At 38.4% G+C, this 16,543-nt stretch carries 15 protein-coding genes; 7 read left to right on the top strand and 8 right to left on the bottom strand.

Annotated elements, in window-relative coordinates; genetic code table 11:
• Positions 1-2 precede the first annotated feature (2 nt).
• The 5 genes from GJ691_RS10335 (at position 3) to GJ691_RS10355 (ending at position 6,076) form a co-directional block, all read left to right on the top strand.
• A complete protein-coding gene (locus GJ691_RS10335) occupies positions 3-1,082 on the top strand; it encodes an LptF/LptG family permease (RefSeq protein WP_154366562.1) in 1,080 nt (359 codons plus the stop codon).
• Complete coding sequence (locus tag GJ691_RS10340; protein ID WP_154366564.1) at positions 1,069-1,962, top strand: DMT family transporter; 894 nt, start codon at positions 1,069-1,071, stop codon at positions 1,960-1,962. Before GJ691_RS10335 ends, GJ691_RS10340 begins: the two co-directional genes overlap by 14 nt.
• Before the next feature lie 55 nt (positions 1,963-2,017).
• Positions 2,018-2,971: an acetyl-CoA carboxylase carboxyltransferase subunit alpha gene (locus GJ691_RS10345; RefSeq protein WP_154366566.1), complete on the top strand. Its 954-nt coding sequence runs from the start codon at positions 2,018-2,020 to the stop codon at positions 2,969-2,971.
• Positions 2,972-3,139: 168 nt separating this feature from the next.
• A complete protein-coding gene (dnaB, locus tag GJ691_RS10350; RefSeq protein WP_154366568.1) occupies positions 3,140-4,687 on the top strand; it encodes a replicative DNA helicase in 1,548 nt (515 codons plus the stop codon).
• Between the two features lie 126 nt (positions 4,688-4,813).
• On the top strand, positions 4,814-6,076 hold the full coding sequence (locus tag GJ691_RS10355; protein WP_154366571.1) for an asparagine synthetase B: 1,263 nt from the start codon (positions 4,814-4,816) through the stop codon (positions 6,074-6,076).
• A gap of 83 nt (positions 6,077-6,159) precedes the next feature.
• On the opposite strand, the gene GJ691_RS10360 is transcribed toward GJ691_RS10355, so the two are convergent.
• The 3 genes from GJ691_RS10360 to GJ691_RS10370 all read right to left on the bottom strand — a co-directional run bounded on the left by GJ691_RS10360 (position 6,160) and on the right by GJ691_RS10370 (position 10,255).
• Positions 6,160-6,300 carry a hypothetical protein gene (locus tag GJ691_RS10360; protein WP_154366573.1) on the bottom strand — a complete coding sequence of 47 codons (141 nt, stop codon included), beginning with the start codon at positions 6,298-6,300 and terminating at the stop codon, positions 6,160-6,162.
• Between the two features lie 140 nt (positions 6,301-6,440).
• On the bottom strand, positions 6,441-7,820 hold the full coding sequence (locus GJ691_RS10365) for a hypothetical protein (protein ID WP_154366575.1): 1,380 nt from the start codon (positions 7,818-7,820) through the stop codon (positions 6,441-6,443).
• A gap of 20 nt (positions 7,821-7,840) precedes the next feature.
• Complete coding sequence (locus GJ691_RS10370; RefSeq protein ID WP_154366577.1) at positions 7,841-10,255, bottom strand: TonB-dependent receptor; 2,415 nt, start codon at positions 10,253-10,255, stop codon at positions 7,841-7,843.
• A gap of 122 nt (positions 10,256-10,377) precedes the next feature.
• Between GJ691_RS10370 and GJ691_RS10375 the strand changes: the two genes are divergently transcribed.
• Complete coding sequence (locus GJ691_RS10375; RefSeq protein WP_154366579.1) at positions 10,378-11,370, top strand: helix-turn-helix domain-containing protein; 993 nt, start codon at positions 10,378-10,380, stop codon at positions 11,368-11,370.
• A 76-nt stretch (positions 11,371-11,446) separates the two neighbouring features.
• Here the strand turns inward: GJ691_RS10375 and GJ691_RS10380 are convergent, their stop codons facing one another.
• Positions 11,447-12,250: an HAD family hydrolase gene (locus GJ691_RS10380; RefSeq protein ID WP_154366580.1), complete on the bottom strand. Its 804-nt coding sequence runs from the start codon at positions 12,248-12,250 to the stop codon at positions 11,447-11,449.
• A gap of 100 nt (positions 12,251-12,350) precedes the next feature.
• On the opposite strand from GJ691_RS10380, the gene GJ691_RS10385 reads away from it, so the two are divergent.
• Complete coding sequence (locus GJ691_RS10385; protein WP_154366582.1) at positions 12,351-12,773, top strand: secondary thiamine-phosphate synthase enzyme YjbQ; 423 nt, start codon at positions 12,351-12,353, stop codon at positions 12,771-12,773.
• Positions 12,774-12,898: 125 nt separating this feature from the next.
• Here GJ691_RS10385 and rplT read toward each other — a convergent pair whose 3' ends face one another.
• The 4 genes from rplT to thrS form a co-directional block, all read right to left on the bottom strand.
• Positions 12,899-13,243 carry a 50S ribosomal protein L20 gene (gene rplT, locus GJ691_RS10390; protein ID WP_154366584.1) on the bottom strand — a complete coding sequence of 115 codons (345 nt, stop codon included), beginning with the start codon at positions 13,241-13,243 and terminating at the stop codon, positions 12,899-12,901.
• A 93-nt stretch (positions 13,244-13,336) separates the two neighbouring features.
• Positions 13,337-13,534: a 50S ribosomal protein L35 gene (gene rpmI / locus GJ691_RS10395; RefSeq protein WP_154366586.1), complete on the bottom strand. Its 198-nt coding sequence runs from the start codon at positions 13,532-13,534 to the stop codon at positions 13,337-13,339.
• Positions 13,535-13,628: 94 nt separating this feature from the next.
• Positions 13,629-14,183, bottom strand: coding sequence for a translation initiation factor IF-3 (infC, locus tag GJ691_RS10400; RefSeq protein WP_179955090.1), 555 nt, complete (start codon positions 14,181-14,183; stop codon positions 13,629-13,631).
• Positions 14,184-14,213: 30 nt separating this feature from the next.
• Positions 14,214-16,154, bottom strand: coding sequence for a threonine--tRNA ligase (gene thrS, locus GJ691_RS10405; protein WP_154366590.1), 1,941 nt, complete (start codon positions 16,152-16,154; stop codon positions 14,214-14,216).
• Positions 16,155-16,543: the final 389 nt, after the last annotated feature.

The raw sequence follows: 16,543 nt of genomic DNA on the forward strand, positions 1-16,543 counted from the left end.
TATTGAGTATTATAGATAAGTACATATTAAAGCGGTATTTGGTCACTTTTGCAGTGATGTTGTTGCTCTTTGTGCCTATCGGTATCATGGCCAACCTTGCGGAACAGATCGGTAAAATGATCGATAATGATGCCCCTACCAATGAAATTGTCATATACTATCTCAATTTTACCATTTATATCGGGAGTCTGCTTTTTCCCATATTTCTGTTCTTGTCCATTATTTTCTTTACCTCGAAATTAGCGAGTAATACAGAAATCGTGGCTATTTTAAGTTCTGGGGTTTCCTACGGCCGCTTTCTAAGACCCTATCTCATAGGCGCTTCTATTATTGCCGCCACCATGCTGGTTATGGCGATGTTCATTGTGCCGAATGCCAGTAAAGGGTATAATGAATTCAAGTATAAATATCTGAAAAAAGGAAAGAAAGATAGGATTACCAGTAACATTTTCAATCAATTGAATGAGAATGACTTCCTTTATGTAAGTAGTTTTGACCCGGCCAGGCAAAATGCCAATAAATTCACCTTTGAACGTTTCAACGACGATAATACTTTGAATTTTAAGATATCGGCCAATAGTATTCGTTGGGTCGAAAAAGACAGTATGTACCGTTTGATCAAATATACAAAGCGAAAAATGGTAGGGGATTCGGCCATTATCGAGACTAAAAATAGGTTGGACACTCTTTTCGCTTTTAAAATATCTGACCTTACCCCGGTTTCCTATATTGCAGAGACCAAAAACCTTTACGAACTCAATAAGTTTATAAAAGATCAACGAAGAAAAGGGGCCTCGAACATTAACAGTTATGTGTTGGTAAAATATAGGAGATGGGCTTTACCCTTGACGGCATTTATTCTTACGATCATTGCGGTTGCCGTATCATCGGTAAAAAGGCGAGGTGGTATGGGTATTAATTTGGCATTTGGTATAGGTGTGGCCTTTATATATATCTTCTTTGACAAAGTCTTCGGAACCTTGGCCGAACAGGCTGGTTTTTCACCCTTATTAGCGGTGATTATTCCTAATATTGTTTTTGGTATTTTAGCTTTTTACCTTCTGCAACATGCCAAACGATAAATTAAAAGATTACTTACATCTACATTTGATCGTATTTATCTGGGGCTTTACAGCGGTTCTCGGTAAGTTGATCACAATAGATGCGCTTCCATTGGTTTGGTACCGTATGGGTATAGCATCTCTTCTTATTTTTCTTTATATCCGTTTTAAGAAGTTGCCACTTAAGGTTTCAAAAAAAGCGATGATTTGGATGATTGTCGGAGGAATTACAATTGCCTTACATTGGGTCACTTTTTTCAAGGCCATTAAGGTTTCCAATGTTTCGGTGACTTTGGCAACGATGTCTACTGCCGCTTTCTTCACAGCGATTCTTGAGCCTATTTGGTACGGGAGAAAAATCGTTCCCTATGAGATTGCATTCGGTTTGATTGTAATTGTAGGATTATATTTGATCTTTCAGGTTGAAACCGATTATCTATATGGAATTGTCCTTGCTTTGATATCGGCTTTCTTATCGGTCATTTTTACATTGATAAATGGAAAGTTGGTCAAATCGCAAAAACCTTCGGTCATTTCATTTTATGAATTGGGATGTGGCGTATTATTTCTGACGGTCTTTATGGCTTTTCGAGGAAGTTTTACCCAAGAGTTCTTTTCACTCTCTATAAATGATTGGATTTTTATTGGAATACTGGCATCAATATGCACAGCCTATGCATATATCGCCTCGGTAAAGATTATGCGCCATATAACCCCTTATACCGTAGTTTTAACGGTGAATCTAGAGCCTGTTTACGGTATTATCCTTGCCTTTTTGATCTTAGGTGACGATGAGAAAATGAATCCCGTCTTCTACATGGGCGCATTCATTATAATTCTCACTGTTGTGGCTAATGGGGTGTTGAAACAATTGAACGTAAAAAAAATTAGGAAGGGATAAGGTTCCCTTAGATTATTTTATATTTGCATGCAAACTAACAAAACCTACACGACCCATGGAATATTTGGATTTTGAACTTCCCATAAAAGAATTAGAGGATCAACTGGATAAATGTATGATCATCGGGGAAGAGAGTGATGTTGATGTAAGCGAAACCTGCAAGCAGATCGAAAAGAAATTGATTGCCATGCGTAAGGATATTTATAAGAACCTTACCGCTTGGCAACGGGTTCAGCTATCCAGGCACCCGAATAGGCCATATACTTTGGATTATATCAATGCGATTTGTGGCGATACCTTTTTGGAACTTCATGGGGATCGTACCGTGAAGGACGATAAAGCCATGATCGGTGGACTTGGAAAAATAGGTGATCAAAGTTTTATGTTCATTGGTCAACAGAAAGGATATAATACAAAAACACGCCAATATCGAAATTTCGGTATGGCCAACCCAGAAGGGTATAGAAAAGCTTTGCGTTTAATGAAATCTGCCGAGAAATTCGGTGTGCCCGTTGTCTGTTTTGTAGACACACCTGGTGCTTATCCCGGTATAGAAGCTGAAGAAAGGGGGCAAGGAGAGGCCATTGCAAGGAATATCTTGGAGATGACACGATTAAAAGTTCCTATTATCGTCATTATCATTGGCGAAGGTGCCTCGGGAGGCGCGTTGGGTATTGGAGTAGGTGATCGTGTATTGATGTTGGAAAATACTTGGTATTCGGTAATTTCACCGGAATCCTGCTCCTCGATCCTTTGGAGAAGCTGGGAATTTAAAGAACAAGCAGCGGAAGCCTTGAAGCTTACCGCACCCGATATGAAAAAGTTGAAATTAATCGATGAAATCGTAAGGGAACCCGTTGGTGGGGCCCATAGTAATCGTGAGAAAACTTTTGAGGTCGTAAAAAATAAAATAATCACCCATTTTGAGGAATTGGAAAAGTTATCACCAAAAAAATTGGTGGAATTGCGAATGGATAAATATGCCAATATGGGGGTTTTCAATGGCTAATCCTTGGTTTTAATCAAGGTAGGTCCGTCTAACCCTTTTCAATTCAATTCTTTTTTCTGTTATCAACAGATTTTGTAACTTATCAACAGGTAAATTGTTAATGAACCGTTGAAATAGTTACGCCTAAAACTCATGTTAACTTAAGGTTAATTACATATTTTCGTATCCATGGAAAAACCCAAGCCACTTATTGGCCATAAGATAGACAAGTCTACGATCATTAATCTTGAAAGAGGTAAAATACCTCCTCAAGCTGTTGATTTAGAGGAAGTTGTGCTTGGTGCTATGATGATTGACAAGAAAGGTGTAGACGAGGTAATCGATATATTACACCCTGATGTTTTTTATAAAGATGCCCATCGTTTTATCTATGAGGCTATCTTTAAGTTGTTTGAAACCTCTGAACCGGTGGATTTATTAACCGTTTCATCCCAATTGAAGAAAGATGGAAAGTTGGAATCCGCAGGAGGGGATTTTTATCTTATAAAACTTACCCAAAAAGTCGCTTCTTCGGCACATATTGAGTTTCATGCCAGGATTATATTACAGAAGTATATTCAACGAAGCCTGATTAAAATATCCAACGAGATCATTGAGGAGGCCTATGATGAAGGTACCGATGTTTTTGATCTTTTGGATGAAGCCGAATCCAAATTATACGATGTTACCCAAGGTAACCTAAAACGATCTGCGGAAACAGCACAGAATCTGGTTATCCAAGCTAAGAAAAGGATTGAGGAAATTTCAAATAAAGAAGGGCTTAGTGGTATACCATCGGGTTTTGATAAACTCGATAAGCTAACATCGGGTTGGCAGCCTAGTGACTTGATCATTGTCGCGGCCCGTCCAGGTATGGGTAAAACGGCCCTTACATTGTCAATGGCCCGTAATATTGCTGTTAATTCTGAAATTCCGGTAGCTTTCTTTTCTCTTGAAATGTCATCGGTACAGTTGATTACCAGGTTAATATCATCGGAAACCGGTTTGTCTTCGGAAAAGTTACGTACGGGTAAGCTCGAAAAACACGAATGGGAACAATTGAACGTAAAAGTTAAAACTTTGGAAAAGGCCCCCTTGTTCATTGATGATACACCATCCTTATCAATCTTTGATCTTCGGGCAAAAGCGAGACGTTTGGCATCGCAGCACGGTATTAAAATGATCATGATCGATTATTTGCAATTAATGACTGCAGGTGGTAGTCAAAAAGGAGGGAACCGTGAACAGGAGATTTCGACCATATCGAGAAACTTAAAGGCCCTTGCGAAAGAACTGAATGTTCCTGTTATTGCATTGTCCCAGTTATCCAGGGCGGTGGAGACCCGTGGAGGAAGTAAAAGACCTATACTATCAGATTTAAGGGAGTCCGGGGCGATTGAGCAGGATGCCGATATCGTTTCTTTTATCTATAGGCCCGAGTATTATAAAATAGATGAGTGGGATGATGAAGAGCGCACGCCAACACAAGGTCAGGCCGAATTTATCGTTGCAAAACACAGAAATGGTGGACTTGAGAACATTAGGTTGAAATTTATCGGTAATCAAGGTAAGTTCGATAACCTGGACGATTTTGATTCTCCTTTCGAGTTTCAATCCAAAATGAATGCGGATGATGAAAATCCTTTCGTTACCAAAAACCTACCGAACGCAAATGAAGCTTTTGGTAGCTCAATGAATGATCATCTAGGTTCGGATGACAGTGATGTCCCGTTCTAGTCAAGCAAGGTCAAAATTCTTTATTGGTTAGGTAAATATAAAAGGCACAAGGGGTTTAACCTTTTCTTACATGATCCATATTCATTTTTCCTGTAACTTTGGGAAGGTAACCCAAGTTCTATTTTAATGCGTAAATCTTTCTTTTTTCTTTTATTCTCCTTTTTTTCTTTAAGTATTTACGCTTCATCCATTCTTATACCTATGGATGCCGATAGCCAAGAAAATCATCTGAAGGCCTACGGAATTACTTATTGGGTACTCTCAAAACAGCAAAAAGTTCAATGGCTATTAAATTATAGGGGAGGCTCTTTCTTGCTTCCCGATGGGGAAAATATCCGTAGGGAATGTCAGATTCGTGGGGTTTCGTTTGAAATTCTTTCAGACGGGCAAGCCCAAGGAATCTTGGATGATATCAGTAGTCCTTCACAAAATCAAGAAGCGGTAATACTTGAAAAAGCACCCAAAATTGCCGTGTATTCCCCAAAGACCAATCAACCTTGGGACGATGCCGTGACCATGGTGCTTACTTATGCCGAAATTCCTTATGTAACGGTTTATGATGAGGAAGTGTTGGGCGATAAGTTGGTTTTATACGATTGGTTGCACCTTCATCATGAGGATTTTACAGGTCAGTACGGAAAATTTTATGGGGCGTATAGGGCAACTCCATGGTATATTAAAGGAAAGGAGGAGGCTGAAGCCTTGGCCCATAAGTTGGGCTATGAAAAGGTCTCTGAGGAAAAAAGGGATGTAGCCTTGAAAATCAGGAATTATGTTATTGGCGGTGGTTTTATGTTCGCCATGTGCTCGGCTACTGATAGTTTTGATATAGCCTTGGCCGCCGATGGGGTTGATATTTGCGAACCTATGTTCGATAATGACCCTTCGGATGCCAATTATCAAAGTAAATTGGATTATGGAAAAACCTTTGCCTTTACTGATTTCACCTTGGAACGGAACCCTTTACGGTATGAATTTTCTTCGATAGACATGACCACTAAAAGAGGTGAAGTGCCAAAGGAGTCCGATTATTTTTCATTGATGGATTTTTCCGCTAAGTGGGATCCTGTACCTACAATGTTATGTCAGAACCATACAGCGTTGGTCAAGGGTTTCATGGGTCAGACCACTGCATTTGCCCGTAAACAGATAAAACCAACGGTACTTATTTTGGGAGAGAATAAGATAAATGGAGAGGCACGTTACATACATGGTATAAAAGGAAAGGGGTTCTTTACCTTTTACGGCGGTCATGATCCTGAAGATTACCAGCATAGGGTAGGGGACCCAAAAACAGAACTGGAACTGCATCCAACATCTCCTGGTTATAGGCTTATTTTGAACAATGTTCTGTTTCCAGCAGCAAAGAAAAAGAAACAAAAAACTTAGTGAGTTCTTCGAGGATTACCCAATTTCGGTGTCTTTTGATTCATATAAGGGCAATGTTCACAATTAACATTCTCATAATATCATTAGCTAAGAAAAGTAATCTCTTCCTTAACCAATTCAGGGGTAGTATAACCCTTGGTTTTGAAAGTGGGCATTTCTTCCCAAATTGAAAATAAGATAAAGACTTGGAACAGTAAGCCCAATGGCATTTTGTGTATTGGCATACTGACATGTTAATGCCTTAGGTCTTAATCAAGGCATTCATTGTTGGGTTTCGTAAGTCTTTTGCAATTTTTTTTGAATGGATATAGCTAAACCATTACCGAACCTTTGGTCCGGTAATGGTATATTTGAGCTTAATGGTTTACCATGCGCCAATGAAATGGCTACCTGTAGTATTTACCAATTCGGCACCTTTGGTCACTGTGCCGGTCTCGGTATCTATAATATAAATGTTTCCATTTTGACCTACTGGTGCTTGTGTAACATAGATTTCCGTTCCATCTACGGCATAACCTTGGTACTGGAATAATTCAAAATCCACGTCATAAGGAATGTCATTTATTTTGGTTGCTGTTTTTGTGTTTAGATCAACTAAAGCGAAAAAGCTTTCCCCTCTACCAGAGATGCCTTCTATAGAACCATCATGACGGTATGCAAGAACGGCTTTTCCATTGGCTGCAGGTCTCCATGCCAAGACATAGGCACCTGTTACCCCTAAGGCATTATCAAGGTTAAAATCATACGAATCATCATATAGATTGTCAGCTCCTATTTTTAGGATATAGGAACCTTCTGGGTCGCTTTGGTTGGCTTGGTAAACACTTCCATCGTATTTAAAAGCATTGATACTACGGTACCCATTGGTGTTCCCGTGTCCTATAGTTGAAGTAATTATGGTAGGATTCAATAAGGAAGGGTAATCCAATACAATGGTTTTAGAGCCTAAGATCTCATAATCACTTTCACTTTCCAGGGTGGTAGGATCTATTTTGCTAACACGGGCACCAATATATAATTTGTCTCCCGCATCATTCAAAACCGGCATATCTATTCTAGAAATATAATAACCAGCAACAGATTCTTCTTCGCTTAACGTAATTATATGCTCTTCAAAATTGTTTATTTGAGAATCTACCAGGTCTAATGTAACAACACCAATGGTTGAGTTTGTATATAGATAAGTGTCATCAGTGACATCATCTGGAGTGTCATTATTATCAACTTGATGTTCTGTAGACACATAGACAGCTGCTCCGGTTTGATCTCCGTCAAATAATTTAATCCATCTTGGGGCGGTTCCAACGTAAGGGGCAATACTTATTTCTGATCCGGTCTGAGTAAAAGTTCCCCCTCCTTCTACTGTATATTTTGAATAATTACCTCCAGTATCGCCCGCGTAACTAATGTTGAAAATAGTATTGCCGTCTTCAGTAGCTTGAAGTCTAGCGGTTCTGTTAGATGGAGCTACAAAACCATTGTTGAATGGATCTATTTGTACTGTTGGGTCTTTAGCATCTTCACTGGTTACGGAATATATCAAAGTACCTCCGTTTCCGTCACCGGGTTCATCACCCATTTTTGCCCCTGCAATGGTTATCCATCTAGATTCTCCATTTCCCTCTTCCTCTTCTTGTTCGGGATCAGGGGTTACTGTATTGTCATCACTACTACATGCAGCCATAAAACCAACAGCAAGTATGGTTAAGGTAAATGATCTTAAATTTAATAATGGTCGTTTCATATTAGATTCTATTTAGATAATTAAAAATTGTTGATCGTATAATTCAGTTTAAAATAAAAAGCTCTTCCAGGTTTTTGTACCGATAGGTTGTCGTATATATCCTGATCAAAAATATTTTTGATGTCAAAGCTGAACACAAAATTCTTTTTTGGGAATGTATAGCTTAGACCAAAATCATGGGATATCTGTTGGGGAATTAGAAATTCATCTTCCCCTGTAGTGTTCGTTCCTGCTGCGAACTTAAATGCAAATTCATCGGTATAATAGATGTTATAGAATAGGTTGATTAATGATTTTGATTGAATAAAGTTGTTTATGGTGTACCTTAAACCCGCGTTCATGGTAGATAAGGGTACGTTGGGTACGTTGGTTTCAACACCTGAATTTACGGTGGTTAAATCCATATGGGTTATATTAAAGTTGAAGCCGAGGATATTGTTGTACGTATACTTGAGCTCAGCTTCAATCCCTTTGGATTCTGCGGTATTCTCTAAATTGGTGTATTGTACAAATTCGTCACTTTCCCTTAATCCATCTGCATTTGCGGGCAACCCGATTCTATTTTCAATATTTCGGGCAAAGAAGTTAGCTGCTAGTGTTATTCCGTGCTTTTTTAAATTGAATTCCCCTAGTCGAAAACCAATATTTAGATTATTGCTAGTTTCTGGTTGAATGGTAAGGTTCGGAAGTAGATTGTCACCGGCATCTCCAAAAACTTCATTTTCGCTTGGTAAACGAATGGCTTTTTCTGCAGATGTCAATAGAGTGACACTAGGGCTAATAATATATGAAGCCGCAAAACCATACCCAGTATAATCCACATTACTTTCGTAAACTTCATCTATTACTTCGGTATTATCGTCATTAAATACCGGTTGTGTGTTTTTGACCTTTTGTTGGTAATATTTAACAAAGGCATTTGTTTTAAATTTTTCTTTAAAGGCCTTTAGCTCATAGCTTAAGGAAGAAATGTTTTTGTATAAATCACTTGTTTGTTGAAAGGTATTCTCAAGTAATGAAATCATTTCGTCGCTATCTTCCCGATCTACCCCACTATATACATGATTAAGTAATACTTTGTGATTGTTGTTGATGGTATAGGATAAACCGGAGCGTACAGAGGAAACTTTTCTTTCGATTTTTGCCAAAGTAGGTCCGTTTTCATTTTGAGAATCCCATATATAGTCAATATATTCACCGTCAAAGCCTACTAATCTTTCGCCGGTCCAACTATAGGCTTGGGCAACGGTATCGTTGATTTTGCGGTTTCGTTTGCCATATACACCGTTGATATTTAGGTCTAGCCCTTTTGTAAAGAGGTTTTTTTTCTGATAGGTTAAATTACCAAGAAGAGCATCCGATTCTAAAAAACGTCCTTTATAAGGTAATTTAGTGACAAAGGTTCCGTGTTGTACCTCATTATATTCATCAGAGGCAGTAACACCTATTAATAATTGTTCGGCCCACTTAACATTGGTAAAACCAATTTGGGCCATGCCTCCTGTAGAACGGTAGGCATCATTGAACCTTCTGGCGACTATGGGGGTTTCTACTCCGTTTGGAGCAATATCCACAATGGTTTTACCGGATATTTTGTAGTCGTTATCTGAATAATTGTGAAATACGGAAGACTTAACGGTAAATCCGGATTTTTGTAATCTATAAGCGCCGTTCAAATTAGTTTGTAAGGTATTGAAAGAACCATAAGAAACAGAAGCGTTCAAGTTGTTCTTTGTGCTTTTATGTAAAACAATATTTATGGCTCCGCCCACAGCATCACTAGATAAATGCCCCGGAACCACTCCTTTATATACTTCAATATTTTTGATCATGGAAGGGGGTATACTGTTTAAGCTAAAGGAAGAACCATATACGGAAATGGGAATCCCATCAATAAAAATACTTACCGATCTACCGGATAGGCCGTTTAAGCTATACTGGGCGTTAGAGCCTAAACCTCCATTTTGACGGATTTTTACCCCGACCGTGGTGTTTAGCAATTCATTTGTTTGGATATTGCGTAGGCCTGCTTCCTCTGTTTTGAGGGCATTTACAGCAAAACCTGCGGTTTCCTTCTCGGTTTCCAAGGTTTTGCCATTTACTGTAACCCCCTCTAAATGTTCGGTGTTTTCCGAAAGTACAAAGTCCATATGTAGCTTCTTCTCCTTATCTCCAATAACTATTTTTTTAGAAATTGGCCTAAAGCCTATATAGGATACACCTACCGTATATGGGCCATTTGGGATGTTTTGTATTTCGTATTGCCCGCTCTCATCGGTTTGTACGCCTATGGATGTGCCTTTAAGAAGAACTGTCGCCCAAGGTAAGGGCTGACCGTGACTACCAAATACCTTTCCTGAAATGGAGGACTTTTGTGAATGTCCGATTGCGGTAAACGTTAGGATCAAAAAAGTTATAAAAAATGTTCTGCCCATTATTGAATTATAATAACTATATTTATTTAGATTAAATCTTAATAGTGTTATATTGCAAAACTAAAATAGGTTTTCAAGAGGGGGTAACGCAAAAGGAAATTTTAATTACGTAAAAGGAAGTAATGGAGCTAAGATTGATAAAGGAGGGAGATAAACAATATCTGCATAAAAATATCAAAGGGGAGAAGTTGTTCAGAAATGTACATATTCGTAATTCCGTTAGATTCGAAACGATTGAAATTGATTTAAAGGAAGGTGAGGCCACCGTTAATGGGCCGGCTTTTTCCAATAAGGTTAGGCCCGATGGGAAAAACCTTGAAATGTGTGTTTCAAGTAATTGTCCCGTATTGAAACTTCATTTTTCTCTACAAGGAGGGTATCGTCATGAACCGTTGAATAACGAGGGTCTTTCAATTCATATTCCGGAGAGTCATTGCAATATGTATTACGTGCCGAGTTTGAAAGGAAAGGATGTATTTTCAGATGAAAAAACAAAAATCTTTGAGATATATGTGGCGCATGACTCAATTGACCACCTGTTATACGGTGAATTTAAAGAAAGGATTTCAGAATTACATGATGCCATAGACCAATTAAAAACTTATGTATTATGGGAAAAAAGTAAGCCTATATCCGCTAATATCTTGAGCAAGATAAATGAGATTATAAAATGCCCTTATACAAATAAAGTTAGAAAATGTTATTTGGAAAGCAAACTGACTGCCTTGTTAATAGATTTTTTGTTAGGTAAGAACCCTTCCAAGGCAATGGAAAGTGAGTTGGATATTCCGAAAGCTGACTATCAGGCCTTGGAAAAGGTCGAGGTATTCATTACAAAAAATTTAAAGAAACCACTCAACATTTTGGATTTGGCCAAAATTGCAGGATTCAATGCTACCAAACTCAAAAGGGATTTTAAAAAGGTTTATGGGATGCCTGTCTTCAAATATATTACGACCCTTCGAATGGAAGCGGCAAAAAAAATGATTGTTGAAGAAGAGCTTCCCATAGCGCATGCGGCATACGAAGTCGGGTATGCCAATCCCCAACATTTTACAGCAGCGTTTAAAAGAACCATGGGCTATTTGCCCAGTGCCCTTAAGCGAGGGAATTAAATGAAGTGGTCCTTATATCTTATTGCACCCATGAATTATTAAGAGAGGCTTGTATCGAATACTACTAGGTGCTGATTTATTGAGTATCCGTTATAAGTTTTTCCAAGATTTGTTCAACCCCTAAATCGTCATTACTCGATGTGGCATAATTGGCCACTTCTTTTACGTTGGGATGTGCATTTTTCATGGCAAAACTAAAATGTGCATTCTGTAGCATTTCCAGGTCATTATTGTAATCTCCAAAAACCATCGTTTCCATAGGGGAAATATTATAAAGTTGTTGAAGTTTCTGAAGCGCAAAACCCTTATTTGCTTCTGGACTGGAAATATCTACCCAGTTGGGACCGGAAACCTTGACCTTTAGATCACCTTCTAAGTGTTGTACTGCGGGGTATATGTATTGTTCGGAACTCTCGGAATGGTAGATGGCGATTTTCATGATTTCCGCATCTACTTCAGAAAGGTCCTCGACAATTTCATAAGCGGAATAATATTGTTTTAGAAAATCTACAAAAGACTCCGATTCACCTGTAAGATAAGCTTTCTGCTTACCGCAAAGAACTGAATTGATATTTTCTATGGTCTTAAGCACTCCTAAAATATCATGCCGTTGTGCAATGGGTAGTAATGTGGCGAGTAATTCTTCCTCTTTACGCCTTACATATGCCCCATTTTCCGATACAACGATAATATCGTCTTTGATGGTCTGCAACTTTCCTACAATACTGTTGTATTGTCGGCCACTGGCGGCTACAAATAGGATATCTCGTTTTTTCAGTTCATCGAACAATTCAAAAAAGCGATTACTTACTTCGTGATTGGAATTCAGTAGGGTGCCATCCATATCGGTGACCACCATTTTTATTTGTGATAGATCCATTTGGTTTTTATAAGCAGCAAAGGTATTTCTTAAGGTTAAATAATAAGAATATAATGTATAAAGTTTATATTAACATCTTAATTATTTTTTCGGTGAAGTCATGAAATGCTATCAAAAAGAAATACGATTAAGGCCTTATGAAAGGGGGTATCATATAATTACTGGCGATATTTTGCAAAATATGACAGAGGTCAAGCACATTCAACAAGGAATGTTGCAAGTGTTTATTAAACATACTTCGGCAAGTTTAACCATTAATGAAAATGCAGATCCATCGGTAAGGGAAGATTTTGAAAGTCATATGAATGTGGTGGTACCGGAAAATGCACCCTATTATATACATACGTATGAGGGTTCGGATGATATGCCTGCCCATATTAAATCTTCTTTATTGGGTGCTTCAGTACAGATTCCGATTACAAAGGGTAGCTTGAACTTAGGTATTTGGCAGGGCATCTATTTGTGTGAACATAGGAATAATGCCTCTGGTAGAAATTTGGTTATTACCGCTTTTGGAATTTAGGATACGTATATCAATGCAAGCTTTTGATAAACCGATTATTCCCTTCGTTGGTTGCGCCCTAAAGGGTATAAAAAAATCCGACTCGTTAAAGTCGGATTTTTTAAAGTGAGATATAATGTTCTTATTTATTTTACTTTCTCTACAATGGCCTTGAAGGCATCTGGGTGGTTCATGGCCAAATCGGCTAATACCTTACGGTTTAACTCAATGTTATTGGCTTTTACTTTACCCATGAATTGTGAGTAAGACATTCCGTGCATTCTCGCACCTGCATTAATACGGGTAATCCATAGGGCACGGAAAGTTCTTTTCTTGTTTCTACGGTCTCTATAAGCATATAACATTGCTTTTTCAACCGCGTTTTTGGCTACTGTCCAAACGTTTTTACGTCTTCCAAAGTAACCTTTGGCTTGCTTCATCACTTTTTTTCTTCGTGCTCTTGAAGCTACTGCATTTACTGATCTTGGCATAATTTTAATTGTTTTTGTAGTAGGCGTCCTGTATGTATATCAGAATCTTTTATTGCCTATCTCCAGGGTTAATGATAATTACCGAAAGAAGAATTACTTTAAGCGTAATTGTTCTTTAATACTGTTTACGTCATGGTCATGTACCAATGCGGAATGAGTTAACGCAAGTTTACGCTTTTTCGATTTCTTTGTAAGAATGTGGCTCTTAAAAGCGTGTTTTCTTTTGATTTTACCGGAACCAGTAAGCTTGAATCGCTTTTTGGCACTGGATTTTGTTTTTTGTTTAGGCATTTTTTCCTATTTATATTAATCTCACTTGTTTATGCTGAACAAGCCCCTATAAGGGCTTGAATCAGTATCCTTTTGAAAAACCCCAAAGGGTTGTTTATTTTTTTGTTTTAGGGGCGATGAACATGGTCATCCGCTTTCCTTCTAATTTAGGCATTTGTTCAACCTTGCCCAATTCCTCCAATTCTGAAGCAAGGCGTAATAACAAAATTTCACCTTGGTCCTTATATACTATCGATCGTCCCTTGAAGAATACATATGCTTTCAATTTAGCTCCGTCTTTTAGGAACTTTTCGGCATGTTTCTTTTTGAACTCGTAATCGTGGTCATCGGTATTCGGACCGAACCGAATTTCTTTGACCACTACCTTTGAAGCTTTCGCTTTCATCACTTTCTCCCGTTTCTTTTGCTCGTAGAGAAATTTCTTGTAATCTATGATTTTACAAACAGGTGGGTCTGCCTTGGGTGAAATTTCCACCAAGTCCAAACCTAATTCTTCTGCTTTTGCCATTGCCTGGGGCAACGTGTAAACACCCACTTCAATATTGTCACCCACCAATCTAACGTTGGGTGAAATGATTCTTTCATTGATCTTGTGAGGGTTTTTGTTTTCCCTCCTAGGTTGGGGCCTAAATCTTTTTCGTATTGCTATGACTAAGTAATTTTAATTAAACTTCAATTTTTAAAACGACTTTAAGGTACTATTTATTTCTTTAGTGACCAAGTCAACGAAATCCTGTACACTAATAGAACCTAAATCTTCACCTCCGTGTCTTCGGATAGCGATGGTATTATGTTCTTCCTCACTTTCTCCTACAATCAGCATAAATGGTGTTTTGCCCATTTCTGCTTCACGTATTTTCTTTCCTACAGTTTCGTTCCTGTTATCAATGAGGGCGCGAATTTCGTTATTTTCCAAGGAATTTAAAACTTTTTCCGCATATTTTTCATGTTTCTCGCTCACTGGCAGTATAATGGCCTGCTCGGGAATCAGCCATAATGGGAAATTTCCTCCGGTATGTTCCAATAATAGGGCTATGAATCGCTCCATACTTCCAAAAGGTGCGCGATGGATCATTACAGGTCTATGTAACTCGTTATCGCTGCCTTTATAAGTTAGGTCAAAACGTTCCGGTAAGTTGTAATCTACTTGTATGGTTCCTAATTGCCAATTTCTTCCTAAGGCATCTTTAACCATAAAATCCAATTTCGGACCATAAAAAGCAGCTTCGCCACTTTCAATTACATAGTCCAATCCTTTTTCCTTAGCTGCATTTATGATGGCATTTTCAGCTTTTTCCCAATTTTCAACGGAGCCTATGTATTTGTCGGGGTTATCCAAATCCCTTACGGAGACTTGGGCTTTGAAATTTTCAAAACCTAATGAACCCAATACATATAAGGATAGGTCAATTACTTTCTTGAACTCTTCATCCAATTGTTCTGGTGTACAGAAAATGTGGGCATCGTCTTGGGTAAATCCTCGTACCCTTGTTAAGCCGTGGAGTTCGCCACTTTGTTCATATCTATATACTGTGCCGAATTCGGCATAACGTTTTGGTAATTCTTTATAACTAAATGGCTTGGTGTTATAAATTTCGCAGTGGTGCGGGCAGTTCATCGGTTTTAGTAAAAACTCCTCACCATTTTTAGGTGTATGAATAGGTTGAAAACTGTCCTCACCGTATTTTGCATAGTGTCCAGAGGTTACATAAAGTTCTTTCTGACCTATATGTGGTGTTACCACCATTTCATATCCTGCTTTTTTCTGTGCTTTTTTCAAGAAATCTTCCAAACGTTCCCGTAGGGCGGCTCCTTTGGGCAGCCACAATGGAAGGCCTTGTCCTACTTTTTGTGAAAAAGCGAAAAGTTCCAGTTCCTTACCTAACTTTCTATGATCTCTTTGTTTGGCCTCTTCCAATAACTGTAAGTACTCGGTAAGTTCTTTTTGTTTAGGAAAGGAAATCCCGTAAACTCGGGTGAGTTGTTTTTTGTTTTCATCACCTCTCCAATATGCGCCGGCGACACTTAATATTTTTATGGCCTTTACTATACCGGTGTTGGGAATGTGTCCACCACGACATAAATCGGTAAAAGTATCGTGATCACAAAAGGTAATAGTACCGTCCTCAAGGTTTTCTATAAGTTCAACCTTGAATTCGTTTCCTTGCGATTTGTATTTTTCCAGAGCTTCCGCTTTTGATACGGGGTGCATTTTGAAATCATGTTTGCCCCTTGCGATTTCCAAGGCTCTCTTTTCGATGGAAGGAAAATCTTTCTCCGACACGGTGTGTTCCCCAAAATCAACATCATAATAGAATCCGTTTTCAATCGCGGGACCAATGGTCAATTTCGCCCCAGGGAACAATTCTTCCAAAGCTTGGGCAACAATATGTGAAGAAGAATGCCAGAAGGCTTTTTTTCCTTCATCATTGTTCCATGTATATAAGGTAAGGGAACCGTCCTCATTTAAGGGGGTCACCGTCTCAACAATGGTATCGTTGAATTTTGCGGAAATGACATTTCGTGCCAAACCTTCGCTTATGCTCTTGGCAACATCCATTGGAGTGCTGCCTTTGCTGTACTCCTTGATAGTTCCGTCTGGTAAAGTAATCTTGATCATGCTTCTTTTATGACAATAAGGGTACAAAGATACTATCTTGTATTCATGCGGGCAATATATGTAGGTATGTTTTTAGGGGGTATCCCTGGCTGTGGAAAAACGAAGGTGTCGGGGCGTTCTTTAGATACATTGATTAATTTCATCGTATCGTTCCTGTCTATAGTATAATTAAAAAGGAGGCATTCTTGCCAGTTTTAAAATAAAGTATTAGATTTAATACCCTTTTTTAAAATTTATTTAGTTTCTAAGTTCTTCGGAAATAAAGGGTTATAATGTTTTTGGTGTTTTTTTGAAAAAAACCTTTTAAAAAAGTCTTGTTTGGAAGGAAAATGGTTGTAGATTTGCAGCCCGAAACGATTAAGGTCGTTGGGTAAAAAAGGTCTTCGGGC

The sequence above is a fragment of the Maribacter luteus genome, assembly GCF_009674825.1.
GTDB classification, from domain to species: Bacteria; Bacteroidota; Bacteroidia; order Flavobacteriales; family Flavobacteriaceae; genus Maribacter_A; species Maribacter_A luteus.

Bases quoted from the DNA above. Each gene is read 5' to 3' on its own strand.
- GJ691_RS10340 (WP_154366564.1), top strand. From the start codon at position 1,069: ATGCCAAACGATAAATTAAAAGATTACTTACATCTACATTTGATCGTA.
- GJ691_RS10345 (WP_154366566.1), top strand. From the start codon at position 2,018: ATGGAATATTTGGATTTTGAACTTCCCATAAAAGAATTAGAGGATCAA.
- dnaB (WP_154366568.1), top strand. From the start codon at position 3,140: ATGGAAAAACCCAAGCCACTTATTGGCCATAAGATAGACAAGTCTACG.
- GJ691_RS10355 (WP_154366571.1), top strand. From the start codon at position 4,814: ATGCGTAAATCTTTCTTTTTTCTTTTATTCTCCTTTTTTTCTTTAAGT.
- GJ691_RS10360 (WP_154366573.1), bottom strand. From the start codon at position 6,300: ATGCCAATACACAAAATGCCATTGGGCTTACTGTTCCAAGTCTTTATC.
- GJ691_RS10365 (WP_154366575.1), bottom strand. From the start codon at position 7,820: ATGAAACGACCATTATTAAATTTAAGATCATTTACCTTAACCATACTT.
- GJ691_RS10370 (WP_154366577.1), bottom strand. From the start codon at position 10,255: ATGGGCAGAACATTTTTTATAACTTTTTTGATCCTAACGTTTACCGCA.
- GJ691_RS10375 (WP_154366579.1), top strand. From the start codon at position 10,378: ATGGAGCTAAGATTGATAAAGGAGGGAGATAAACAATATCTGCATAAA.
- GJ691_RS10380 (WP_154366580.1), bottom strand. From the start codon at position 12,250: ATGGATCTATCACAAATAAAAATGGTGGTCACCGATATGGATGGCACC.
- GJ691_RS10385 (WP_154366582.1), top strand. From the start codon at position 12,351: ATGAAATGCTATCAAAAAGAAATACGATTAAGGCCTTATGAAAGGGGG.
- rplT (WP_154366584.1), bottom strand. From the start codon at position 13,243: ATGCCAAGATCAGTAAATGCAGTAGCTTCAAGAGCACGAAGAAAAAAA.
- rpmI (WP_154366586.1), bottom strand. From the start codon at position 13,534: ATGCCTAAACAAAAAACAAAATCCAGTGCCAAAAAGCGATTCAAGCTT.
- thrS (WP_154366590.1), bottom strand. From the start codon at position 16,154: ATGATCAAGATTACTTTACCAGACGGAACTATCAAGGAGTACAGCAAA.